This is a genomic window from Variovorax sp. Varisp41, from assembly GCF_047325085.1.
Taxonomy (GTDB): Bacteria; Pseudomonadota; Gammaproteobacteria; order Burkholderiales; family Burkholderiaceae_C; genus Variovorax.
Genome location: NZ_CP168540.1, coordinates 2,065,318 through 2,087,038, shown reverse-complemented (window position 1 = coordinate 2,087,038; position 21,721 = coordinate 2,065,318). Strand labels below are relative to the sequence as shown.

The window sequence follows — 21,721 nt, the reverse complement described above, 5'->3', positions numbered from 1 at the left end:
GACCACCGACGATGAATGCCGACGACATCCGCCACCGTTTCGCCGAGCTGCGTGCCAAGGGCATGCGCCACAAGGACGCCGCGGCCGCCATGGGGCTTGCCGAGGGCGCCGCGATCGCGGCCCACGCGGGCGCGCACGACCAGGCCCTGCGCGCCACGCCGCTGCGCGGGCCGTGGCTGGCGCTGCTGCAGTCGCTCGAGGCCTGCGGGCCGCTGCTCGCGCTCACGCGCAACGAGACCACGGTGCACGAGAAGACCGGCATCTACGAGAAGCTCTCGGGCGGCGAGGCCATGGGGCTCGCGCTCGGCGAGGCGATCGACCTGCGGCTGTTCTTCAGCCGCTGGCACGCGGGCTTCGCGGTGGGCGAGGCGGCCGCCAATCCCGGCGTGCCGTCCTCGCTGAGCCTGCAGTTCTTCGACGCGCACGGCCTGGCGGTGCACAAGATCTTCGTGCGCGAGGCCACCGACCGCAGCGCGCTGCAAGCGGTGATCGATGCGCATGCGACGCCGGAGCTTGAGGTGGAATTCAAGCCGGCCGAGCCCAAGCCCGCGCCGCGCGCCGACGCCGCCATCGACGCCGGCGCGCTGGCCGAGGCCTGGCGCGGCATGCAGGACACGCACGAGTTCTTCGGCCTGCTCAAGAAGTTCGATGCCGAGCGCCAGCAGAGCTTCCGGCTCGCCGAGGGCGAGTTCACGCAGCGCGCCGCGCTGCATGCGGTGGGCGACCTGTTGCAGGAAGCGGCGTTCAGCGGCACGCCGATCATGGTCTTCGTGGGCAGCCCCGGCTGCATCCAGATCCACACCGGGCCGGTGGTGCGCGTCGAGCCGATGGAGATGCCGGCGCGCGGCGACGCCGCGCCGATGCGCTGGCTCAACGTGCTCGACCCCGGCTTCAACCTGCACCTGCGCGAGGACCGCATCGCGAGCGTGTGGATCGTCGAGAAGCCCACGAGCGATGGCCACGTGACTTCGGTCGAGGCCTTCGACGGCGAGGGCGAGCTGATGGCGATGTTCTTCGGCGCGCGCAAGCCCGGCGTGCCCGAGCGCGAGGACTGGCGCTCGCTGGTGCGCGGGCTCGCGCGGCTGCCCGCGAAGGCCCCGGCCGCCTGATCGCGCGGACGTTTTTCTCCTTGCCCCACGTTTTTTCTCCATGACCGAAGAACGCATCTCCTCCTCCCTCGTCCGCCGCCGCGACGCACTGCGCCTCGCCGCCGCGGCCTCGCTCGGCGCCGCCGCGCTGCCCCTGTTCGCCCAGTCGCCCGAGGCGAAGAAACTGCCGCGGCTCATCACCGTGAGCGGCGCCATCACCGAGGTGGTCTACCTGCTCGGCGCCGAGGGCCAGCTCGTCGGCACCGACACCACCAGCCTCTATCCGGCCGCGGCGCGCGGCACGCCCAAGGTCGGCTACATGCGCCAGCTCTCGGCCGAGGGGCTGTTGTCGCTCAAGCCCGATGCCGTGATCGCCACCGATGAGTCGGGCCCGCCGGTGGTGCTCGACCAGGTGCGCTCGGCCGGCGTCAAGGTCGAGATCGTGCAGGCCGACCACAGCTGGGGCGAGGTGCAGCGCAAGATCCAGGTGGTGGGACGCGCCGCGGCCCGCGAGGCGCAGGCGCGCGCGCTGGAGGTGAAGCTCGATGCCGAATGGGCCCAGGTGCAGCAGCGCGTGGCCGCCGCGCAGGGCCGCAAGCCGCGCGTGCTGTTCGTGCTCTCGCACAGCGCGAGCCCGCAGGTGTCGGGCGAGAAGACCGCGGCGCATGCGGTGATCGGCTATGCGGGCGGCGTCAATGCGCTCGGCGGCTTCGAGGGGTACCGCCCGATGACCGCCGAGGCCATGGCCACGGCCGCGCCCGACATCGTCATGACCAGCGACCAGAGCATCGAGGCCCATGGCGGCATCGAGCGCTTCTGGCAGCGGCCCGAACTGGCGCTCACGCCGGCGTTCAGGAAGCGCTCGCTGGTCACGCTCGACGCCTTGCTGCTGCTGGGCTTCGGCCCGCGCATGCCGGCGGCGATCGCCGAGCTGCATCCGAGGTTCTTGGCCGCGGTGGCATGAGCCAGCGCTTCCCGCCGCGGGCCGTGCTGGCCGGCTGCGCGCTGCTGCTCGCCATCGCGCTGGCGCTCGGCGCGGTCTCGGGCGCCTACGCGATCAGCCTGTCGCAACTGTGGAAGATGCTGGCCTCGCTGGGGCAGGGCGCCGGGGCCGACAAGTCGCCCGAATACCTGGTGTTCTTCAACATCCGCCTGCCGCGCCTGGTGCTCGGCGTGGCGGCCGGCGCCGGCCTGGGCATGGCGGGCACGCTGATGCAGGGGCTGTTCCGCAACCCGCTGGCCGACCCCGGCCTGGTGGGCATCAGCAGCGGCGCCGCGCTGGCGGCCGGCGTGACCATCGTGCTGGGTGCCTGGTTCATGCCGCTGCTGCCGCGCACGCTCGGCAGCTGGACGCTGGTGGTCATGGCCTTCGGCGGCGGCCTCTCGGTCACCTTGCTGATCTACGCGCTGTCGCGCAGCGAGGGCGGCACGCGCATGGCGCTGATGCTGCTCGCGGGCATCGCGGTCAATGCGCTGGCGGGCGCCGGGCTCGGCTTCCTCAGCGTGATGGCCACCGACGAGCAACTGCGCAGCCTGCAGTTCTGGCTGCTCGGCAGCCTGGGCGGCGCGCGCTGGAGCGCGGTGATCCTGGTCGGCGTGGCGGTGCTGCTGGCCTGCGTGGCGGCGGCCTCGCTGGCCGCGCCGCTCAACGCGATCGCGCTGGGCGAATCGCAGGCGGCGCTGCTGGGCGTGGACGTGGAGCGCATCAAGCGGCGCGCCATCGTCGTCACGGCGGTGGCGGTGGGCGCCGTGACTGCCACCACCGGGATCATCGGCTTCATCGGCCTGATCGCGCCGCACTGGGTGCGCATGGTGGCCGGGCCCGACCACCGCGTGGTGCTGCCCGCCTCGGCGCTGCTGGGCGCGGCGCTGGTGCTGGTGGCCGACACGGTGGCGCGCACCGCGATGGCGCCGGCCGAGCTGCCGCTGGGCGTGCTCACGGCCTTCATCGGCGTGCCGATGTTCCTGCTGATGCTGCGGCACTTCCGGGGGCGCATATGAAGGCGCCGGACCTGAACCAGGGGCTGCGTTGCGAGGATGCCGAGGTGCGCATCGGCGCCAAGGCGCTGCTCTCGCGGGCCTCGGTGCAGCTGGCGCCCGGCCGGGTGACGGCGATCCTCGGTCCCAACGGCGCGGGCAAGTCGACCTTGCTGTCGGTGCTGTCGGGCCAGCGCGAGCCCACGGCGGGCCGGGTGCTGCTCGACGGCCGGCCGCTGCGCGCCCACGGCATGCCGGCGCTCGCGCTGCGGCGCGCGCTGATGCCGCAGGAAAGCGCGGTGGCCTTCGACTTCAGCGCGCGCGACGTGGTCGCGCTGGGCCGCTATCCGCACCGGCTGGCGCCCGCGCCCGACGAGGACGCGATCGTCGCCGCGGCCATGGCGCTGACCGACGTGTCGGCGCTCGCGCCGCGTGTCCTCAACACGCTGTCGGGCGGAGAGAAGGCGCGCGTGCACATGGCGCGGGTGCTGGCGCAGCTGTGGCATCCGCGCGCCGACGGGGCCGCGCGCTGGCTGCTGCTCGACGAGCCGACGGCCGCGCTCGACCTGGCCCACCAGCACGCCGCGATGCGGCTGCTGCGCGGCCGGGCCGAGCAGGGCGTCGGCGTGGTGGTGGTGCTGCACGACCTGAACCTGGCGCGGCGCTATGCCGAGGAGGTGGTGGTGCTGGGCGTGCCGGATATCCCTGGCGGGCTGCGCCAGGGGCCGACCGCCGAGGTGCTGGCGCCGCCGCTGATCGAGGCGGTCTGGCGCATGCCGTGCCAGGGCGTGGTCGGCGCGGACGGGACGGTGCAGTACCTGTTCGGCTAGGAGCCGCCGCCCGGGGCGCTCAGTAGGTCAGCCGCTCCGGCCGCAGCTCCTGCAGGATCGTGGTCGCGATCTCCTCGATCGACTTGGTGGTGGTCGAGAGCCAGCGGATGCCGGCGCGCCGCATCATGGCCTCGGCCTCGCTGACCTCGTGGCGGCAGTTCTCGATGCTGGCGTAGCGCGAATTCGGCCGGCGCTCGTTGCGGATCTCGCTGAGCCGCTCGGGCTGGATGGTCAGGCCGAAGATCTTCTTGCGGTGCGGCATGAGCGCCGGCGGCAGCTGGCGGCGGTCGAAGTCTTCCGGAATCAGCGGGTAGTTGGCCGCCTTCAGGCCATGCTGCATCGCCAGGTAGAGCGAGGTGGGCGTCTTGCCGCTGCGGCTCACGCCCACCAGGATGACGTCGGCGCCCTGCAGGTCGCGGTTGCTCTGGCCGTCGTCGTGCTGCAGGCTGAAGTCGATCGCGGCGATGCGGTCGTTGTATTCCTTGCTCTTGCTGACGTCGCTGAAGCGGCCGATGCGGTGGTTGGACTTCATCGCCAGCTCGATCTCGAGCGGGCGCACGAAGGTGCCGAACATGTCCAGCAGCATGCCCTTGCAGCCGGTTTCGATCACTTCCAGCACGTCCATGTTGGCCAGCGTGGTGAAGACGATCGGGCGCACGCCCTCGAGTTCGGCCGTGTGGTTGATCTGCCGCACCGCCTGGTGGGCCTTGTCGACCGTGTCGGTGAAAGGCAGCCGCACGTGGCGCGGTTTCATCTCGAACTGGGCGAGCACGGCGTTGCCGAAAGTCTCGGCCGTGATGCCCGTGCCGTCGGAAACGAAGAAGACAGTTCGTGTGTGCATGGTCTGGCGGTGTTGTCCTGCGACGCGCGCGGCCCCGGCGCGCCTACAATCCGCCCCATTATCGGGATTCCGCCCCTCGGCACCCACCGTATCTTTCCTTCCATGCCCACCGCGTCCGCACCCAGAGCAACGACAACGATCGTGCCGCGCCGTCCGCATGGAATGCAGCAGGTTTCAACTTCTGGAGCTTTCCCATGTCTGCACTTTTCGACGCGACCGCCCTGGTCGTACCGTTTGAAAACCTGAGAATGACCGACGTCGAGGCGGTTGGCGGCAAGAACGCCAGCCTCGGCGAGATGATCTCGCAGCTGCCCCAGGGCGTGCGCGTGCCCACGGGCTTCGCGACCACCGCCCATGGCTTCCGCCAGTTCCTGGCCCACGACGGCCTGGCCGACAAGATCAGCAAGCGCCTGGCCGCGCTCGACACCGAGGACGTGCGCGCGCTGGCCACCGCCGGCGCCGAGATCCGCGCCATGGTCGAGGCCCAGCCCTTCCCGGCCGACCTCGAGAAGGCCATCCGCGATGCCTTCGCCGCCCTGAGCGCCGGCAACCCGCAGGCCTCGTTCGCCGTGCGTTCCTCGGCCACCGCCGAAGACCTGCCCGACGCCTCCTTCGCCGGCCAGCAGGAAACCTTCCTGAACGTCGTCGGCATCGAGGACGTGCTGCACAAGATGAAGGAGGTGTTCGCCTCCCTCTACAACGACCGCGCCATCAGCTACCGCGTGCACAAGGGCTTCGCCCACGACGTGGTGGCGCTGTCGGCCGGCGTGCAGCGCATGGTGCGCTCCGACCTCGGCGCGGCCGGCGTGATGTTCACCATCGACACCGAGTCGGGCTTCGAGGACGTGGTGTTCATCACCTCGAGCTACGGCTTGGGCGAGACCGTGGTGCAGGGCGCCGTGAACCCCGACGAGTTCTACGTCCACAAGCCCACCCTGAGTGCCGGCAAGCGCGCGGTGATCCGCCGCAACCTGGGCTCCAAGCTGATCCAGATGGAATTCGCCACGCCCGAGGAGAAGAAGGCCTCGGGCAAGCTGGTCAAGACCACCGACGTGAAGGCCGAGCAGCGCAACCGCTATTCGCTGACCGACGACGAGGTCGAGCAGCTCGCCAAGTACGCGCTGGTGATCGAGCAGCACTACGGCCGCCCGATGGACATCGAATGGGGCAAGGACGGCACCGACGGCCAGATCTACATCCTCCAGGCCCGTCCCGAGACCGTGAAGAGCCAGCAGCAGGGCAAGGCCGAGCAGCGCTTCAAGCTGCTGGGCCGCGGCGCCGTGCTGGCGGAAGGCCGCGCGATCGGCCAGAAGATCGGCACCGGCCCGGTGCGGCTGGTCCACAGCATCAGCGAGATGGACAAGGTGCAGGCCGGCGACGTGCTGGTCACCGACATGACCGACCCGAACTGGGAGCCGGTGATGAAGCGCGCCGCGGCCATCGTCACCAACCGCGGCGGGCGCACCTGCCACGCGGCCATCATCGCGCGCGAGCTGGGCATCCCGGCCGTGGTCGGTTGCGGCGACGCCACCGACCTGCTGAAGGACGGCACCCTGGTCACCGTGAGCTGCGCCGAGGGCGACACCGGCTACATCTACGACGGCCTGCTCGAGACCGAGGTCACCGAGGTCCAGCGCGGCGTGATGCCCGAGATCGACATCCAGCTGATGATGAACGTCGGCAACCCGCAGCTGGCCTTCGACTTCGCGCAACTGCCCAACCACGGCGTGGGCCTCGCGCGGCTCGAGTTCATCATCAACAACAACATCGGCGTGCACCCGAAGGCGATCCTCGACTACCCGAACGTCGACAACGACCTCAAGAAGGCCGTCGAGTCGGTGGCCCGCGGCCATGCCTCGCCGCGCGCCTTCTACGTCGACAAGGTGGCCGAGGGCATCGCCACCATCGCCGCGGCCTTCTGGCCCAAGAAGGTGATCGTGCGCCTGTCGGACTTCAAGTCGAACGAGTACCGCAAGCTGATCGGCGGCAGCCGCTACGAGCCCGAGGAAGAGAACCCGATGCTGGGCTTCCGCGGCGCCGCGCGCTACCTCAGCGAGGACTTCGGCCAGGCCTTCGCCATGGAATGCGAGGCGCTCAAGCGCGTGCGCAACGACATGGGCCTGACCAACGTGCAGATCATGGTGCCCTTCGTGCGCACGCTGGGCCAGGCCGAGCGCGTGACCGGCCTGCTGGCCAAGTACGGCCTGAAGCGCGGCGACAACGATCTCAAGCTGATCATGATGTGCGAGGTGCCGAGCAACGCCATCCTGGCCGACGAGTTCCTCGAGTACTTCGACGGCTTCTCGATCGGCTCGAACGACCTGACCCAGCTCACCTTGGGCCTGGACCGCGATTCGGGCCTCGAGCTGCTGGCGGCCGACTTCGACGAGCGCGACCCGGCCGTGAAAGCCATGCTGAGCCGCGCCATCAAGGCCTGCAAGGACAAGGGCAAGTACGTCGGCATCTGCGGCCAGGGCCCGTCGGACCATCCCGACTTCGCGCTGTGGCTGGCGGAGCAGGGCATCGAGTCGATCTCGCTCAATCCCGACAGCGTGATCGACACCTGGCAGCAGCTCGCCCAGCGCTGAGCCGGCGCGACCTGCGGGAATCCCCATGCGGGGATTCCCGTGTCAGGCTGGTGTCAATCTCTTGGATTGGCGTTTCCGGTGTCAGACTCGTGACATTCATCACGAGGCGGCGGTGATCGACCCAAGCTTCCGTGGCGTGCGGCGATCCCGCTCGCGGCGGCGGTCGGCCGGCATTCCGTCGGGAGACACGCATGATTCTTGTCAAGACGGAGGCCGGCCAGCAGGTCCTCAAGGACCGCTCGGTCCCGCTGTCGCCGCGGCAGCGCACCGCTTTCATCCTGTTCGACGGCAAGCGTTCGGTCGACGACGTGATCGCCGCTGGCGCGGGCATCGCGCGCGAGGACATCGACCAGATGGTGTCGCTGGGCCTGCTGAGTCCGCCAGGCGGCGCCGCGGCGGAGGCGCCGGCGGCGGATTCCGCCGAGGCGGCGCCCAAGGCTTCTTCCGGCCGCAGCAGCCAGCAGCGCTACACCGACGCCTATCCCATCGCCACGCGGCTCACGGCCAGCCTCGGGCTCAAGGGGGTGCGGCTCAACCTGCAGGTCGAAGGGGCAGGGGGCTACGAGGATCTCGTGGCGCTGGCGCCGAAGATCCGCGCGGCGGTCGGGCCCGAGAAGGCCGAGCCGCTGGACCGGGCGCTCTACGACTGAACCCGCCCGTCGTCGGTGCCGCGCTGGCACCCGATTTGGCGTTTCCCCGAAGTTATGGCTACAATAGCCGGCTTTGCCTTGCCACACCGCGCCGACGCTGCGGGTGGCTTCAACCCCTTCTTCCGGTCTGCCGGGGGAGAAACCCACAAGGAGTGCCATGCGTCACTACGAAATCATTCTGCTGATCCACCCGGATCAAAGCGAGCAAGTTCCGGCCATGCTGGAGCGTTACAAGGGCCTGATCACGACCGGCGGCGGCAAGATCCACCGTGTCGAGGACTGGGGCCGTCGTCAACTGGCCTACCAGATCAACAAGCTCAACAAGGCGCACTACCTGTGCGTCAACATCGAAGCCGAACAGGCCGTGATGAGCGAACTGGAACACGCCTTCAAGTTCAACGACGCCGTGCTGCGCCACCTGACCGTTCAGAAGAAGAAGGCCGACACCGGTCCTTCGTCGATGATGAAGACGGTCGAGCGCGAAGAAGCCCGCAAGGCTCAGCAGGCCGAATACGCCGCCGCCAACAACAACAACTGATGTCGGCGTGAGCGCTGCCGCTGCGGCGGCAACCGGGGTCAACCAGCTTCTGCTGTCCGCCCATGTTGCCGAACTCGGTACCTTGCGATTCACCCCGGCCGGCTTGCCCGCCATCGACCTGAAGCTCGAACACGAGTCGACCCTTCAGGTGGCGGGACAGTCCAGGCAGGTGAAGACGGCCCTCAAGGCCGTTGCCTTCGGCGCCATCGCCGAGCGGCTCGCGAAGCAGTCGATGGGAAGTCTCTGGCGATTCCAGGGTTTCCTCTCCACACCGGCCAACGGCAAGCTCCCGGTCCTGCACATCCAGGATTTTCAGCAAGATTAATTTTCGACAAGAGGTCCCTCCATGGCCACGTTCAAGAAATTCAACAAAGACAAGCGCCCGAAGCGCAACACCCAGTCGCTGCTGTTCAAGCGCAAGCGTTTCTGCCGCTTCACCGTCGCTGGCGTCGAGGAAATCGACTACAAGGACATCGACACGCTGCGTGACTTCATCAGCGAAAACGGCAAGATCATCCCGGCCCGCCTGACCGGCACCCGCGCGATCTACCAGCGTCAGCTCAACACCGCGATCAAGCGCGCCCGCTTCCTCGCCATGGTCCCGTACAGCGACCAGCACCGCGTCTAAGAAGGAGACACAGCATGCAAGTCATTCTTCTGGACAAGGTCATCAACCTCGGCACCCTCGGTGAAATCGTCAAGGTCAAGGACGGTTACGCCCGCAACTTCCTGATCCCGTCGGGCCGCGCCCGCCGCGCCACCGCCGCCAACAAGGCCGAGTTCGAAGCCAAGCGCGCCGAACTCGAGAAGGCCGCCGCCGCCAAGCTGGCCGAGTCGCAAGCCCAGGGCGAAAAGCTCTCCGGCACGACCGTCAAGCTGACGCAGAAGGCTGGCGTCGACGGCCGCCTGTTCGGCTCGGTCACCAACAGCGACATCGCTGAAGAACTGGGCAAGCAAGGCTACAAGGTCGCGAAGTCGCAAGTTCGCCTGCCGAACGGCCCGATCAAGACCGTGGGCGACACCACCGTCAGCGTCTCGCTGCACACCGACGTGGTGGTCGACATCAACGTGACGGTCTACGGCGAAACCGCCTGATCGTTCCGGCGCGTCCTTGATGCGCTGCCAGAAGCCGCCCTCGGGCGGCTTTTGTTTTTTGTGCCCGCCAGCGGAAGTTGTCCCGCCGGCTGCACCGGAAGTTCACCTGTTATTCACAACCTTGTCCACGTGACGCCGCGGGGTGCGCGGCTTAGCATGGAGGGTTGCAAGGAAGCCCATGTCCGCCGTCTTTTCCTACGCCGACAACGATCCCTCCGACCGCCAGGTCGCGCAGCTGCGCATCCCGCCGCATTCGATCGAGGCCGAATCGAGCGTGCTGGGCGGCCTGCTGCTCGACAACACGGCCTGGGACCGCATGGGTGACCTGCTGGTCGACGGCGACTTCTACCGCCATGAGCACAAGCTGATCTTTGCCGCCATCGGCGGCCTGATCAACGGCAGCAAGCCGGCCGACGTGATCACGGTCTACGAGCAGCTGCAGACGCTCGGCAAGGCCGACGAGAGCGGCGGGCTGGTCTACCTGAACTCGCTCGCGCAGTACGTGCCGAGCGCGAGCAACATCCGGCGCTACGCCGAGATCGTTCGCGAGCGCTCGATCCTGCGCAAGCTGGTCTCGGCCAGCGACGAGATCGCGACCAACGCCTTCAATCCGCAGGGCAAGACGGTCGACAAGATCCTCGACGAGGCCGAGCAGAAGATCTTCAACATCGGCGAGGAAGGCACGCGGATGAAGCAGGGTTTCCAGAGCATGGATTCCCTGGTGGTCGAGCTGCTCGACCGCGTGACCGAGATGGCCGACAACCCGAACGACATCACGGGCGTTCGCACCGGCTTCTACGAGTTCGACAAGATGACCTCGGGCCTGCAGCCCGGCGACATGATCGTGCTGGCCGCGCGCCCCTCGATGGGGAAGACCTCGCTGGCGATCAACATCGCCGAGCACGTGGCGCTCAACGAGGGGCTGCCGGTGGCGGTGTTCTCGATGGAAATGGGTGCCTCCCAGCTCGCGGTGCGTATCGTCGGCTCGATCGGCCGCATCGACCAGGGCCACCTGCGCACCGGCAAGCTCACCGACGAGGAATGGCCGCGCCTGACCGAAGCCATCGAGAAGCTGCGCACCGTGTCGCTGCACATCGACGAGACGCCGGGCCTGTCGACCAGCGAGCTGCGCGCCAACGCGCGCCGGCTGGCGCGCCAGTACGGCCGCCTCGGCCTGATCGTGGTCGACTACCTGCAGCTGATGTCGACCAGCATGTCGGGCGACGAGAACCGGGCCACGGCCGTGGGCGAAATCTCGCGCGGCCTGAAGATGCTGGCCAAGGAGCTCAAGTGCCCGGTGATCGCGCTGTCGCAGCTCAGCCGCGGCGTCGAGAGCCGCACCGACAAGCGTCCCATGATGAGCGACCTGCGCGAATCGGGCGCCATCGAGCAGGACGCGGACATCATCATGTTCATCTACCGCGACGACTACTACAACAAGGAGTCGAAGGAGCCGGGCGTGGCCGAGGTGATCATCAGCAAGCACCGGAACGGCCCCACGGGCACCGTCAAGCTGGCCTTCCTCAAGCCCCTCACCAAGTTCGAGAACCTGGCGATGGGCAGCGACGACTTCTGAACTCGCGTCTTCAACGCGGTTCGGTGGAGCGCGCGAGCGCGATGCCCGCGTCGGGCGCGGTCGGCGCGCCCTCGGGCCAGCGCTTCTGCAGCCGGCTGGCCTCGGCGGCCTCGGCTTTCACCTGGCGCAGCATGTCGGCCATCGTCTTGCCGGGTTCGTCGCGAAAGCGCTCGGCCAGCACCTCGACCGCGTCGATGCGGTCGATGCGAAAACCGCGGAAGTCCTCGCGCAGCTCGCACCAGGTCGACAGCGTCCAGACCTTCCCCCAGTAGAAGCAGCCCAGCGGCCGTACCGTGCGCTCGCTGGGTTCGCCCGCCACGTCGCGGTAGACCAGGTGCAGCTTGTGGCGCGACTGCACCGCTTCGCGCAGCGTCTGCAGCCGCTCGCGCAGCAGGTCGCTCAGGCCCAGCGCGGGCGCGTAGAGCGCCAGCGCCTCGGCCGACACGCGCGCCGAGGGCGGCAGCACCGAGAGGATCTTGCCCAGCCCGGTCTCGATGTCGCGCGCCATCGCCGGGTCGACCCAGCTCTGCGCGAGCCGGGCCGCGGCCACCAGCGCCGAGGCCTCGTCCTGGGTGAACATCAAGGGCGGCAGTTCGAAGCCCGCGCCGAGCCGGTAGCCCACGCCGGCCTCGCCTTCGATCGGCACGCCCTGGTGCTGCAGGTCGGCGATGTCGCGATAGACCGTGCGCTCCGAGACCTCGAGCCGTTCGGCCAGGAAGGCGGCCGTGGTCAGGCGCCGGCCACGGATCAGCTGGACGATCTGGAACAGGCGATCGGCGCGGCGCATCAGCGCTCGCTCTTCGGGATGCTCATGCCACTCCGATGTGGATCTCTACCTTGTCCGGCCCCTCGTAGGCTTCGAAATCGCTGCGGTAGCGGCGCGCGATCTCCGGGTGCGCCTCGAAATACTGCCAGATGCGCTGCCAGGTGGCGATCACCATCTGCGGCATCTCGCCCTGGCCGGTGAAGACCAGGTAGTCGCCGGCCTCGATGGCCACGCTGTCCGCGCCGCCGGAGACGGCCACGCCCACGCTCAGGTCGAAGGGGCCGTGGGCATCGGATTCGTAGGCGGAATAGACACCGAAGATGCGCGTGTCGCCCGTGCGATGGGGCGTGGCTTCGTAGGTCTGCTCGCCGAAGAAGCGTCCCCACAGCGCGCCGATGCGGGCGGTCGCGGGGTTGCTCTCTTCGCGGTTGGTGGTGCGGACCGTGAGGCCCGCGACCCGGAAGGCGTCGTGGTGGAGTCGCTCGGGTTCCATGGTGTTCTTCTCCTGCAGAGGTGATCTCGGTTCTCGTCGTTCAGAGGGCCAGCGTTTTCAGGTCCGCCTTCATGCTGCGTGCGATCAGTGCCATGTCGGCATCGCCGACGTCGAACAGGCCGAAGCGGAACTTGTAGCCCCATTGCTTCGGGTTCTCGATGAAGGCGAGGCGTTCGATCATCGGCGCGATCGGTGTCTCCAGCGCGTCGGCATAGCGCACGTCGCGGCGCCAGGGCACGAAGCCGCCGCCCATGTCGAACTCGTAGGCCTCGCCAGGCTGCACGATGCCGATCGACACGAAGCTCTGCAGCCTGTCCGTGCCGCCGAACACCGTGGCCGGCGAATAGTAGGCCACGCGATCGCCCGCGCCGACTCGCCGGAGCGGGCCCGGCTTGCCGTGGCAGGTCTGCATGAAGCCCAGTGGTCGGTGGTCGCGTCCGCGCCGGGCATGCTCGGCGCTCGCGACCGCAATCCAGTTGCGCTGCGGCATGGTGCTTCAGGCGAGGGCGTGCAGGCCGACTTCGTTGCCTTCGGTGTCGCGCAGGTGGGCAATGAAGCCCATGCCGGGCGGCAGCGCCGACTTGGGCGCCACGATCTGTCCGCCGGCCGCTTCGATGCGCGACAGCACGGCGTCGATGCTGGGCATGCAATCCAGGTAGATGCGGATGCCGGTGCCCGCATTCGCCGCGCCCTTCGCGCCGGCTTGCAGGGCGCCGCCGGTCGCGGGATTGTCGTAAGGGAACACGGCCAGCGTGCCGCCGCCGAGATTTTCGCGGCGCAGCTTGCGGTCGAGCACGGTTTCGTAGAAGGCCTGGGCACGGTCCAGGTCGGTGACGGGGATCTCGAACCAGCTGATGGCGTTGGTCATGAGGGGCTCTCTTTCATGGGTGTTGAGGAGCCTCGATGGTGCGGACCGGCTCCTGACAACGTCTTGTCAGGAGCCTGTCATCGCGGGACGAAGAAAAGCCCGCGCTGCTCCGGGGAGCGGGCGCGGGCCCGAGGTTGGCGCGGCGGCGCGTTAAAGCACGTCGCTCGCGAAATCAGCCAGTCGCGAGCGTTCGCCGCGCGCCAGCGTGATGTGGCCACCGTGCGGCCAGCCCTTGAACTTGTCGACCGCGAAGGTCAGGCCCGAGGAGCCTTCGGTGAGGTAGGGCGTGTCGATCTGCGCGAGGTTGCCCATGCAGATGATCTTGGTGCCCGGACCCGCGCGCGTGATCAGCGTCTTCATCTGCTTGGGCGTGAGGTTCTGCGCCTCGTCGATGATCACGTACTTGTTGAGGAAGGTGCGCCCGCGCATGAAGTTCATGCTCTTGACCTTGATGCGGCTGCGGATCAGCTCGTTGGTGGCGGCGCGCCCCCATTCGCCGGCACCGCCGCCGTCGCCCTTGGCCAGGAACTCGAGGTTGTCGTCGAGCGCGCCCATCCAGGGGCCCATCTTCTCTTCCTCGGTGCCGGGCAGGAAGCCGATGTCCTCGCCCACGCTCACGGTGGCGCGGGTCATGATGATCTCGGTGTAGCGGCGGTCGTCGAGCACCTGCGTGAGGCCCGAGGCCAGCGCCATCAGCGTCTTGCCGGTGCCGGCCGTGCCGGTCAGCGTGACGAAGTCGATCTCGGGGTCCATCAGCAGGTTCATCGCGAAGTTCTGCTCGCGGTTGCGCGTGTTCACGCCCCACACCGCGTTCTTGCCCGAGCTGTAGTCCTTGAGCGTCTTGAGCACCGCGGTCTTCTCGCGGATCTCGGTGACGCGCGCGTACATGCTCGGCTCGCCGGGCGCCTCGAAATACACGAACTGGTTGATGTACATGTTCGGCACGATCGGGCCGCTGACGCGGTAGAAGGTGCTGCTGCCGCTCTGCCAGCTCTCCACCGTCTTGCTCTGGCGGGTCCAGAAGTCGGGCGGCAGGGCGAGCGAGCCCGAATAGAGCAGGTCGCCGTCTTCGAGTGTCTTGTCGTTCTGGTAGTCCTCGGCGTCCAGGCCCAGCGCGCGCGCCTTGACGCGCATGTTGATGTCCTTCGACACCAGCACCACCTCGCGCTTCGCGCGATCGGGCGACTCCTTGGCGTAGAAGTCGCGCAGCGCATGCACCACGCCGAGGATCTGGTTGTCGGCCTTGCCCTGCGGCAGGCTCAGCGGCAGCGCGTAATCGAGCGGATCGGTCTGGAAGAACAGCTTGCCCCCGGCTTCGCGGTGGCCGGTGGTGTCGAGCTTCAGGCCCTTGGCGATGTCGGCGTCCTGCGCGGCGGCCAGCGCGTCGAGCGTGCGGCTGGTCTGGCGGCCGTTGCGCGCGACCTCGGTCGTGCCCTTCTTGTGGCCGTCGAGCTCCTCGAGCACGATCATCGGCAGGTAGATGTCGTGTTCCTCGAAGCGGAACAGGCACATCGGATCGTGCAGCAGCACGTTGGTGTCGAGCACGAAGAGCTTGGCGGGGCCGCTCGAGCGGCTGCGCTTGGGCTTCGGTGCCGGTTGCGGCGCGGGAGCTTCGGCACGCGGGGCTTCGGCCGGCGCCGAACGCGTCAGGGCTTGCTGCTGCTGCGGCGCCGGGGCGGCGGCGGGCGTCGACCGGGGTTTGCGACGGGGGCGGGCGGCGGGTGCCGGCGCGGTCTCGAGGCCGCCACCGGGGACTTCGGCCGAATGCCGGTCGAACAGCTCCAGCGCTTGCGGTCCGCTCGGCGCCTCGGTCTCGGCGCGCGCGTCGCCGGACCGGCGGGACCCCCTGTGCGAAGAACGGGCGGGCGCGTCAAGCGCGTCCGGAGAAAGCAAAGCGGCACGTTTCGTGGGGGCGGGGGGCAGTGGCATGTGTCAGGTCGCTCGCAAAAAAGTGGGTACCAGAAAACGAAAAAGCCGCCTGTAGACCCAGGCGGCTTTGTTCGGAGGATGCGGTCGTGGAGCTCAACAGCATGCGGCCATTATGCACACCGCCTCTGGGGCGTCGGCGCCACTTTACGCCGTTCGTTGGACATTCCCCACGCGAGAGCGCAATTGCGCACGCCTGACACGCGGCTGAAACCTTCGATCGGGCAGGCCCGGAAGCCTCAGGCCGGCTTCTTCAGGGTCTTGACGGCCTTGAGGACTTCGTCGACGTGGCCCGGCACCTTGAGGCCGCGCCATTCGGCCTTCAGGATGCCGTCGGCGCCGATCAGGAAGGTGCTGCGCTCGATGCCCTTGACCTTCTTGCCGTACATGATCTTGTTCTTGACCACGCCGAACATGTGGCACATCTTCTCTTCGGTGTCGGCGATCAGTTCGAACGGCAGTTCGAGCTTGGCCTTGAATTCGTCGTGCGACTTCATGTTGTCGCGCGAGACGCCGAACACCGTGGCACCGGCCTTTTCGAAGTCCTTGTAGCGATCGCGGAATTGCATGGCTTCGGTCGTGCACCCCGGAGTGTTATCTTTCGGGTAAAAATACAGGACCAGGACGTGGCCGAGGTGCGAAGTATTCGAGACCTTGAGGCCACCGGTGGCGTTGGCGTCGAATTCGGGAATGGGTTTGTTGACAACGATCGCCATGAAACTTGTTTTCTCCGTTTGTTTCCACTACCCGAGCCTGCCTGTGTCGAGCGCAAGGCGCCTTTCGGTGCCGCTCGCCAAAATCTCGGGTCCTCGGTTGATGGAAGATTGGTCGTTGCTAACTCTGGGTGCCCGGTAGGCCCCAAAAGGAGCGCGCCAGGCGGTTCGCAACCCGAGATTTTACCCCGAAAACCCCTCTCTCAGCCACCCTCGGGCCGCTCGACCAGCAGGGCAGCGACCACGTGCCGGCCTTCGCCGGCCAGGATGTTGTAGGTGCGGCAGGCCGCGGGGGTGTCCATGGTCTCCACGCCGGTGCGCTGGGCCATCAGGGGCTTGATCCAGGCGGGCTGCGGGAAGCGGATGCGCCCCCCGCTGCCGAAGATGATCAGTTCGGCGCCCAGCGCGGCCAGCTGGGCGAAGTGCTCGGGGCCCAGTTCGTCGAAGCGGCTGCAGTTCCATTCGAAGCGCTCGCCGCGCGAGCCGACGACCACGCTGCCCTCGACCTTTTCGTTGTTGATGGCGACCCAGCCCGGGCCGTGCGCGGTGAGGGTCTGGGTGTCGGATTTGTCGGGCTGGAGCTTCATCGGGGCACTGGGAACTGTGGTCAAATTATAGGTTTTCCCTAGTGACACGAGGCTCGCCAGGGCCTTTGCGGGCCGCACGGCGTTTCCCGCAGTCTTCGCAACTTTCTTGCATGAACCGCGCCCGGGAGGGCCCTTTGAAGCAGCTCAAGAAATCGGCCAAGCTGGCCAACGTGCTCTATGACATTCGCGGTCCGATCATGGACGCGGCGAAGCAGATGGAGGAGGACGGCCAGAAGATCATCAAGCTCAACATCGGCAATCTCGCCGTGTTCGGCTTCGATGCGCCCGAGGAAATCCAGCAGGACATGATCCGCAACCTGCCCACCTCGGCCGGCTATTCGGACAGCAAGGGCGTCTTCGCCGCGCGCAAGGCGGTGATGCACGAGACGCAGAAGCAGGGCATCACGGGCGTCACCCTCGACGATATCTACCTGGGCAACGGCGCCAGCGAGCTGATCGCCATGTCGACCAACGCGCTGCTCGACGACGGCGACGAGCTGCTGCTGCCGGCCCCCGACTATCCGCTGTGGACCGCCTCCACCAGCCTGTCGGGCGGCACGCCGGTGCACTACCTGTGCGACGAGGCCAACGGCTGGATGCCCGACCTGGCGGACATCCGCGCCAAGATCACGCCGCGCACCAAGGGCATCGTGGTCATCAACCCGAACAACCCCACCGGCGCGCTGTATTCCGACGCGCTGCTCAAGAGCATCGTCGAGATCGCGCGGGAGCACGGCCTCGTGATCTTCGCCGACGAGGTCTACGACAAGGTGCTCTACGACGACGTCAAGCACACGGCGATCGCCAGCCTGTCGACCGACGTGCTCACGCTGACCTTCAACTCGCTGTCCAAGAGCTACCGTTCCTGCGGCTACCGCGCCGGCTGGCTCGTGGTGTCGGGCGACAAGCGCGCCGCGCGCGACTACATCGAGGGCCTGAACATGCTCTCGAACATGCGGCTGTGCGCCAACGTGCCCGGCCAGTGGGCGATCCAGACCGCGCTCGGCGGCTACCAGAGCATCAACGAACTGGTGGGCGAGGGCGGCCGGCTGCGCCGCCAGCGCGACCTGGCCTACGAGCTGATCACCGCGATCCCCGGCGTGAGCTGCGTCAAGCCCAGCGCCGCGCTCTACATGTTCCCGAAGCTCGACCCGAAGGTCTACCCGATCGCGGACGACCGCCAGTTCTTCCTCGAGCTGCTGAAGGAGACCCGCGTGATGCTGGTGCAGGGCACCGGCTTCAACTGGGCCACGCCCGACCACTTCCGGATCGTGTTCCTGCCCCACGAGGACGACCTGCGCGAGGCGATCAACCGCATCGCGAAGTTCCTGGAGCAGTACCGCCTGCGCCGCAAGACGGAGTCATGAACGCCGCCTGCGCCGCCGCGGCCCTGTCGCTCGCCGCGTTGTCCGCCTCGGCCGCCGGGCCCGCCGCCAAGGCGCCGGTGTCCTTCACGCACAACGACTGGGAACTGGCCTGCGACAACACGCGCACCTGCCGCGCGGCCGGTTACCAGTCCGAGACCGGCGCCAACGAACCGGTCTCGATGCGCATCACGCGTCCCGCCGGGCCGGGCACCGCGCTCGAGATCGACCTGCAGATCGGCGCCGACGACGTCAAGGGTCCGCTGCGCCTGACGGTCGGCAAGGCCGTGGTGCCGGGCCTGAAAAACGATGCCCCGAGCCTCGACGCCGCCCAGATCCGCACCGTGCTGCCCGAGCTGCTCAAGGCCGACAGCGCCAGGCTCACGGCCGGCGGCGGCCGCGAATGGCAGCTCTCGCTCTCGGGCCTGAACGCCGTGCTGCTCAAGATGGACGAGGCCCAGGGCCGCATCGACACCCCCGGCGCGCTGGTGCGCCCCGGCGGCAAGGCCGAATCGACGGTGCCGGCGGCCGTGCCCGCGCCGGTCGTGCGCGCGGTCCAGCCCGCGAAGCCGAAGCCGGGCGACGACGCGCTGGCCGCGCGCATCTTTCCCTCGCTCGACCTCAAGAAGGCCATCGAGTACTGCAACAACAGCGACAAGGTCGACCCGAAGTCGCTCGAGGTGCATCGCCTCACCGGCACCAGGGTGCTGCTGTCGCTGGGCTGCGGCATGGGCGCCTACAACTACTCCAGCCTGCAATGGCTCGCCAACGACAAGCCGCCCTATGCGCCGGTCTCGCTCGAGGCCAACGGCGAGTACGACGACAAGGACGCCAGCATCACCTCCAGCTTCAAGGGCCGCGGCATCGGCGACTGCTGGTCCAGCGAGACCTGGCATTTCGACGGTCAGGGCTTCGTGCGCACGGCCGCCGAGAGCGACCAGATGTGCCGCGGCTTCGCCGGCGGCGCCTGGTCGCTGCCGCGCTACGTCAGCCGCGTCGTGAGCGCCGCGCCGTCCACCACCCCATCCAAACCATGAACGCGACTCTCCCCATGAAACCCATCCAAGTAGGCCTGCTCGGCGCAGGCACGGTCGGCAGCGGTACCTTCAAGGTGCTCCAGCGCAACCAGGAGGAAATCAAGCGCCGCGCCGGCCGCGGCATCGAGATCACCATGGTGGCCGACCTCGACACCGCGCGCGCCCGCGAAGTGGCCGGCGACGGCGTCAAGGTGGTCGGCGACGCGCGCGAGGTCATCGCCAATCCCGACATCGACATCGTGATCGAGCTGATCGGCGGCTACGGCATCGCGAAGCAGCTCGTGCTCGAGGCCATCGCGGCCGGCAAGCACGTGGTCACGGCCAACAAGGCACTGCTCGCGGTGCACGGCACCGAGATCTTCGCGGCCGCGCATGCCAAGGGCGTGATGGTGGCCTTCGAGGCCGCGGTGGCCGGCGGCATCCCGATCATCAAGGCGCTGCGCGAAGGCCTCACGGCCAACAGCATCCAGTGGCTGGCCGGCATCATCAACGGCACCACCAACTTCATCCTTTCGGAGATGCGCGACAAGGGCCTGGACTTCGCGACCGTGCTCAAGGAGGCGCAGCGCCTGGGCTACGCCGAAGCCGATCCCACCTTCGACATCGAGGGCGTCGACGCCGGCCACAAGGTCACGCTGATGAGCGCGCTGGCCTTCGGCATCCCGGTTCAGTTCGACAAGGCCCACATCGAGGGCATCACCAAGCTGGCCGCGCAGGACATCAAGTACGCCGAGCAGCTCGGCTACCGCATCAAGCTGCTGGGCGTGACCAAGCGCACCGCCAAGGGCATCGAGCTGCGCGTGCATCCCTCGCTGGTGCCGAGCAAGCGCCTGCTGGCCAACGTCGAGGGCGCGATGAACGCCGTGGTGGTGCACGGCGATGCCGTCGGCACCACGCTCTACTACGGCAAGGGCGCGGGCAGCGAGCCCACCGCGAGCGCGGTGATCGCCGACCTGGTCGACATCACGCGCCTGCACACGGCCGATGCCGCGCACCGCGTGCCGCACCTGGCCTTCCATCCCGATGCGCTGAGCGACCTGCAGGTGCTGCCGATGGCCGAGGTGGTCACCAGCTACTACCTGCGCCTGCGCGTGGCCGACCAGGCCGGCGTGCTGGCCAAGGTCACGGGCCTGCTCGCGACCGCCGGCATCAGCATCGACGCCGTGCTGCAGCGCGAAGCCGACGAGGTCGGCGGCGAGGGCTCGACCCAGACCGACCTGATCATCCTCACGCACGACGCGCGCGAAGGCACGGTCGACGAAGTCATGGCCGAGCTGCAGGCGCTGCCGACGGTGCTCGAGCCCATCGTGCGCATCCGCAAGGAAGAGTTGAAGTGAACTACCTGAGCACCCGCGGCCATCCCGACCGCAAGCGCTTCTGCGAAATCCTGCTCGAGGGCCTCGCGCCCGACGGCGGCCTCTACCTGCCCGAGCGCTATCCGCAGGTCGATGCCGCCACGCTCGCGAAGTGGCGTTCGCTGTCCTATGCCGAGCTGGCCTTCGAGATCCTGTCGCTCTACATCGACGACATTCCGCCGGCCGACCTGAAGGCGCTCTGCGCGAAGACCTACACCGCCGAGGTCTTCGGCAGCGACGAGATCGTGCCGCTGCGCGAGCTCGAGGACGGCGTCTACCTCGAAGCCCTGTCCAACGGCCCCACGCTGGCCTTCAAGGACATGGCGATGCAGCTGCTGGGCAACCTGTTCGAGTACGAACTGGCCCGCCGCGGCGCCGAGCTCAACATCCTGGGCGCCACCAGCGGCGACACCGGCAGCGCGGCCGAGTACGCGATGCGCGGCAAGAAGGGCGTGCGCGTCTTCATGACCTCGCCCGACGGCCGCATGAGCCCGTTCCAGCAGGCGCAGATGTTCAGCCTGCAGGACGAGAACATCCACAACATCGCCATCGCGGGCGTGTTCGACGACTGCCAGGACATCGTGAAGGCGGTCTCGAACGACCTGGCCTTCAAGCGCAAGTACCGCATCGGCACCGTCAATTCGATCAACTGGGCGCGGCTGCTGGCGCAGGTGGTCTACTACTTCGCGGGCTACTTCCAGGCCACGGCGAGCAACGAGCAGCCGGTGAGCTTCACCGTGCCCTCGGGCAACTTCGGCAACATCTGCGCCGGCCACGTGGCGCGCATGATGGGCCTGCCGATCCATACGCTGGTGGCCGCCACCAACGAGAACGACGTGCTCGACGAGTTCTTCCGCACCGGTGTCTACCGCGTGCGCGGCGCCGCCGACACCCACGAGACCTCGAGCCCGTCGATGGACATCAGCAAGGCCAGCAACTTCGAGCGCTTCGTGTTCGACCTGGTCGGCCGCGACAGCGGCAAGCTGCGCGGGCTGTTCGTCGACGACCTGAACCGCCAGGGCTTCTTCGACCTGAGCGCCGATCCCGCCTTCGCGCAGGCCGCGTCGCGCTTCGGCTTCCGCAGCGGCCGCAGCACGCACGCCGACCGCCTCGCGACCATCCGCGACACCGAGAAGCGCTTCGCCACGCTGGTCGACCCGCACACCGCCGACGGCCTCAAGGCCGCGCGCGCGCACCTGGCGCCGGGCGTGCCGATGGTGGTGCTCGAGACCGCGCTGCCGATCAAGTTCGCGGCCACACTGGTCGAGGCGCTCGGCGAGGAGCCCGCGCGGCCCGCGAAGTTCGAGGGCATCGAAGCGCTGCCCAAGCGCGTGGTCAAGCTGCCGGCCGATGCCGAAGCGGTGAAGGCCTACATCGCTGAACACTGCGACTGAGCGATCGACACGAAGGGGTGGCCGAGCGGCCGCCC

23 protein-coding genes are annotated in these 21,721 nt (G+C 68.2%); 15 read left to right on the top strand and 8 right to left on the bottom strand.

Annotated elements, in window-relative coordinates; all coding sequences use genetic code 11:
• Positions 1–11 precede the first annotated feature (11 nt).
• The 4 genes from ACEN9J_RS09870 to ACEN9J_RS09855 are packed head-to-tail and all read left to right on the top strand — an operon-like array spanning position 12 to position 3,895.
• Positions 12–1,109 carry a hemin-degrading factor gene (locus ACEN9J_RS09870; RefSeq protein ID WP_413763953.1) on the top strand — a complete coding sequence of 366 codons (1,098 nt, stop codon included), beginning with the start codon at positions 12–14 and terminating at the stop codon, positions 1,107–1,109.
• Positions 1,110–1,149: 40 nt separating this feature from the next.
• Positions 1,150–2,052 (top strand): heme/hemin ABC transporter substrate-binding protein, encoded by a 903-nt coding sequence (locus tag ACEN9J_RS09865; protein WP_413763952.1) that lies wholly within the window; start codon positions 1,150–1,152, stop codon positions 2,050–2,052.
• On the top strand, positions 2,049–3,089 hold the full coding sequence (locus ACEN9J_RS09860) for a FecCD family ABC transporter permease (protein ID WP_413763951.1): 1,041 nt from the start codon (positions 2,049–2,051) through the stop codon (positions 3,087–3,089). Before ACEN9J_RS09865 ends, ACEN9J_RS09860 begins: the two co-directional genes overlap by 4 nt.
• The gene (locus tag ACEN9J_RS09855; RefSeq protein WP_413763950.1) at positions 3,086–3,895 is read left to right on the top strand and encodes a heme ABC transporter ATP-binding protein; all 810 of its coding nucleotides are present in this window, start codon (positions 3,086–3,088) and stop codon (positions 3,893–3,895) included. The genes ACEN9J_RS09860 and ACEN9J_RS09855 overlap by 4 nt, the downstream gene beginning before the upstream one ends.
• Before the next feature lie 19 nt (positions 3,896–3,914).
• Here the strand turns inward: ACEN9J_RS09855 and ACEN9J_RS09850 are convergent, their stop codons facing one another.
• The gene (locus ACEN9J_RS09850) at positions 3,915–4,736 is read right to left on the bottom strand and encodes a pyruvate, water dikinase regulatory protein (RefSeq protein ID WP_057595986.1); all 822 of its coding nucleotides are present in this window, start codon (positions 4,734–4,736) and stop codon (positions 3,915–3,917) included.
• 194 nt (positions 4,737–4,930) lie between these two features.
• On the opposite strand from ACEN9J_RS09850, the gene ppsA reads away from it, so the two are divergent.
• The 7 genes from ppsA to dnaB all read left to right on the top strand — a co-directional run bounded on the left by ppsA (position 4,931) and on the right by dnaB (position 11,183).
• A complete protein-coding gene (gene ppsA, locus ACEN9J_RS09845) occupies positions 4,931–7,324 on the top strand; it encodes a phosphoenolpyruvate synthase (RefSeq protein WP_057595985.1) in 2,394 nt (797 codons plus the stop codon).
• Between the two features lie 191 nt (positions 7,325–7,515).
• Complete coding sequence (locus ACEN9J_RS09840) at positions 7,516–7,974, top strand: hypothetical protein (RefSeq protein ID WP_413763949.1); 459 nt, start codon at positions 7,516–7,518, stop codon at positions 7,972–7,974.
• Between the two features lie 157 nt (positions 7,975–8,131).
• Positions 8,132–8,512, top strand: coding sequence for a 30S ribosomal protein S6 (gene rpsF, locus ACEN9J_RS09835; protein WP_057595983.1), 381 nt, complete (start codon positions 8,132–8,134; stop codon positions 8,510–8,512).
• A gap of 7 nt (positions 8,513–8,519) precedes the next feature.
• Positions 8,520–8,837: a primosomal replication protein N gene (gene priB, locus ACEN9J_RS09830; protein WP_261213586.1), complete on the top strand. Its 318-nt coding sequence runs from the start codon at positions 8,520–8,522 to the stop codon at positions 8,835–8,837.
• 21 nt (positions 8,838–8,858) lie between these two features.
• A complete protein-coding gene (rpsR, locus tag ACEN9J_RS09825) occupies positions 8,859–9,140 on the top strand; it encodes a 30S ribosomal protein S18 (protein ID WP_007830781.1) in 282 nt (93 codons plus the stop codon).
• A gap of 14 nt (positions 9,141–9,154) precedes the next feature.
• Positions 9,155–9,607: a 50S ribosomal protein L9 gene (rplI, locus tag ACEN9J_RS09820; protein ID WP_057595982.1), complete on the top strand. Its 453-nt coding sequence runs from the start codon at positions 9,155–9,157 to the stop codon at positions 9,605–9,607.
• Positions 9,608–9,785: 178 nt separating this feature from the next.
• Complete coding sequence (gene dnaB, locus ACEN9J_RS09815; protein ID WP_057595981.1) at positions 9,786–11,183, top strand: replicative DNA helicase; 1,398 nt, start codon at positions 9,786–9,788, stop codon at positions 11,181–11,183.
• 10 nt (positions 11,184–11,193) lie between these two features.
• Here dnaB and ACEN9J_RS09810 read toward each other — a convergent pair whose 3' ends face one another.
• From ACEN9J_RS09810 to ACEN9J_RS09780, 7 genes are all read right to left on the bottom strand, one after another.
• Entirely contained in the window at positions 11,194–11,970 is a 777-nt protein-coding gene (locus tag ACEN9J_RS09810) for a helix-turn-helix transcriptional regulator (protein ID WP_413763948.1), read from the bottom strand.
• A 22-nt stretch (positions 11,971–11,992) separates the two neighbouring features.
• Entirely contained in the window at positions 11,993–12,442 is a 450-nt protein-coding gene (locus ACEN9J_RS09805; protein ID WP_172705654.1) for a GyrI-like domain-containing protein, read from the bottom strand.
• 40 nt (positions 12,443–12,482) lie between these two features.
• Positions 12,483–12,932: an EVE domain-containing protein gene (locus ACEN9J_RS09800; RefSeq protein ID WP_057595978.1), complete on the bottom strand. Its 450-nt coding sequence runs from the start codon at positions 12,930–12,932 to the stop codon at positions 12,483–12,485.
• A gap of 6 nt (positions 12,933–12,938) precedes the next feature.
• Complete coding sequence (locus ACEN9J_RS09795) at positions 12,939–13,310, bottom strand: VOC family protein (protein WP_057595977.1); 372 nt, start codon at positions 13,308–13,310, stop codon at positions 12,939–12,941.
• 150 nt (positions 13,311–13,460) lie between these two features.
• Positions 13,461–15,239: a PhoH family protein gene (locus tag ACEN9J_RS09790; RefSeq protein WP_261213570.1), complete on the bottom strand. Its 1,779-nt coding sequence runs from the start codon at positions 15,237–15,239 to the stop codon at positions 13,461–13,463.
• A gap of 236 nt (positions 15,240–15,475) precedes the next feature.
• Positions 15,476–15,952: a peroxiredoxin gene (locus ACEN9J_RS09785; protein ID WP_057595862.1), complete on the bottom strand. Its 477-nt coding sequence runs from the start codon at positions 15,950–15,952 to the stop codon at positions 15,476–15,478.
• 200 nt (positions 15,953–16,152) lie between these two features.
• A complete protein-coding gene (locus ACEN9J_RS09780) occupies positions 16,153–16,536 on the bottom strand; it encodes an Mth938-like domain-containing protein (protein WP_057595861.1) in 384 nt (127 codons plus the stop codon).
• Between the two features lie 134 nt (positions 16,537–16,670).
• Between ACEN9J_RS09780 and ACEN9J_RS09775 the strand changes: the two genes are divergently transcribed.
• The 4 genes from ACEN9J_RS09775 to thrC are packed head-to-tail and all read left to right on the top strand — an operon-like array spanning position 16,671 to position 21,686.
• Entirely contained in the window at positions 16,671–17,903 is a 1,233-nt protein-coding gene (locus ACEN9J_RS09775) for a pyridoxal phosphate-dependent aminotransferase (RefSeq protein WP_296741431.1), read from the top strand.
• Positions 17,900–18,937, top strand: a complete 1,038-nt coding sequence (locus ACEN9J_RS09770) for a DUF1176 domain-containing protein (protein ID WP_413763947.1) — start codon at positions 17,900–17,902, stop codon at positions 18,935–18,937. The genes ACEN9J_RS09775 and ACEN9J_RS09770 overlap by 4 nt, the downstream gene beginning before the upstream one ends.
• A 14-nt stretch (positions 18,938–18,951) precedes the next feature.
• Complete coding sequence (locus ACEN9J_RS09765) at positions 18,952–20,274, top strand: homoserine dehydrogenase (protein ID WP_057595858.1); 1,323 nt, start codon at positions 18,952–18,954, stop codon at positions 20,272–20,274.
• Positions 20,271–21,686: a threonine synthase gene (thrC, locus tag ACEN9J_RS09760; RefSeq protein ID WP_261213567.1), complete on the top strand. Its 1,416-nt coding sequence runs from the start codon at positions 20,271–20,273 to the stop codon at positions 21,684–21,686. Before ACEN9J_RS09765 ends, thrC begins: the two co-directional genes overlap by 4 nt.
• The last annotated feature ends 35 nt before the right edge of the window (positions 21,687–21,721 follow it).

Excerpts from the sequence above, each read along its gene's own strand:
- ACEN9J_RS09805 (WP_172705654.1), bottom strand. The coding sequence starts at position 12,442 with ATGGAACCCGAGCGACTCCACCACGACGCCTTCCGGGTCGCGGGCCTC.
- ACEN9J_RS09780 (WP_057595861.1), bottom strand. The coding sequence starts at position 16,536 with ATGAAGCTCCAGCCCGACAAATCCGACACCCAGACCCTCACCGCGCAC.
- ACEN9J_RS09785 (WP_057595862.1), bottom strand. The coding sequence starts at position 15,952 with ATGGCGATCGTTGTCAACAAACCCATTCCCGAATTCGACGCCAACGCC.
- ACEN9J_RS09800 (WP_057595978.1), bottom strand. The coding sequence starts at position 12,932 with ATGCCGCAGCGCAACTGGATTGCGGTCGCGAGCGCCGAGCATGCCCGG.
- rpsF (WP_057595983.1), top strand. The coding sequence starts at position 8,132 with ATGCGTCACTACGAAATCATTCTGCTGATCCACCCGGATCAAAGCGAG.
- ACEN9J_RS09860 (WP_413763951.1), top strand. The coding sequence starts at position 2,049 with ATGAGCCAGCGCTTCCCGCCGCGGGCCGTGCTGGCCGGCTGCGCGCTG.
- ACEN9J_RS09870 (WP_413763953.1), top strand. The coding sequence starts at position 12 with ATGAATGCCGACGACATCCGCCACCGTTTCGCCGAGCTGCGTGCCAAG.
- ACEN9J_RS09770 (WP_413763947.1), top strand. The coding sequence starts at position 17,900 with ATGAACGCCGCCTGCGCCGCCGCGGCCCTGTCGCTCGCCGCGTTGTCC.
- ACEN9J_RS09790 (WP_261213570.1), bottom strand. The coding sequence starts at position 15,239 with ATGCCACTGCCCCCCGCCCCCACGAAACGTGCCGCTTTGCTTTCTCCG.
- ACEN9J_RS09850 (WP_057595986.1), bottom strand. The coding sequence starts at position 4,736 with ATGCACACACGAACTGTCTTCTTCGTTTCCGACGGCACGGGCATCACG.
- ACEN9J_RS09795 (WP_057595977.1), bottom strand. The coding sequence starts at position 13,310 with ATGACCAACGCCATCAGCTGGTTCGAGATCCCCGTCACCGACCTGGAC.
- rpsR (WP_007830781.1), top strand. The coding sequence starts at position 8,859 with ATGGCCACGTTCAAGAAATTCAACAAAGACAAGCGCCCGAAGCGCAAC.
- dnaB (WP_057595981.1), top strand. The coding sequence starts at position 9,786 with ATGTCCGCCGTCTTTTCCTACGCCGACAACGATCCCTCCGACCGCCAG.
- ACEN9J_RS09855 (WP_413763950.1), top strand. The coding sequence starts at position 3,086 with ATGAAGGCGCCGGACCTGAACCAGGGGCTGCGTTGCGAGGATGCCGAG.
- ACEN9J_RS09840 (WP_413763949.1), top strand. The coding sequence starts at position 7,516 with ATGATTCTTGTCAAGACGGAGGCCGGCCAGCAGGTCCTCAAGGACCGC.
- ACEN9J_RS09810 (WP_413763948.1), bottom strand. The coding sequence starts at position 11,970 with ATGCGCCGCGCCGATCGCCTGTTCCAGATCGTCCAGCTGATCCGTGGC.
- rplI (WP_057595982.1), top strand. The coding sequence starts at position 9,155 with ATGCAAGTCATTCTTCTGGACAAGGTCATCAACCTCGGCACCCTCGGT.
- ACEN9J_RS09765 (WP_057595858.1), top strand. The coding sequence starts at position 18,952 with ATGAAACCCATCCAAGTAGGCCTGCTCGGCGCAGGCACGGTCGGCAGC.
- ACEN9J_RS09865 (WP_413763952.1), top strand. The coding sequence starts at position 1,150 with ATGACCGAAGAACGCATCTCCTCCTCCCTCGTCCGCCGCCGCGACGCA.
- ppsA (WP_057595985.1), top strand. The coding sequence starts at position 4,931 with ATGTCTGCACTTTTCGACGCGACCGCCCTGGTCGTACCGTTTGAAAAC.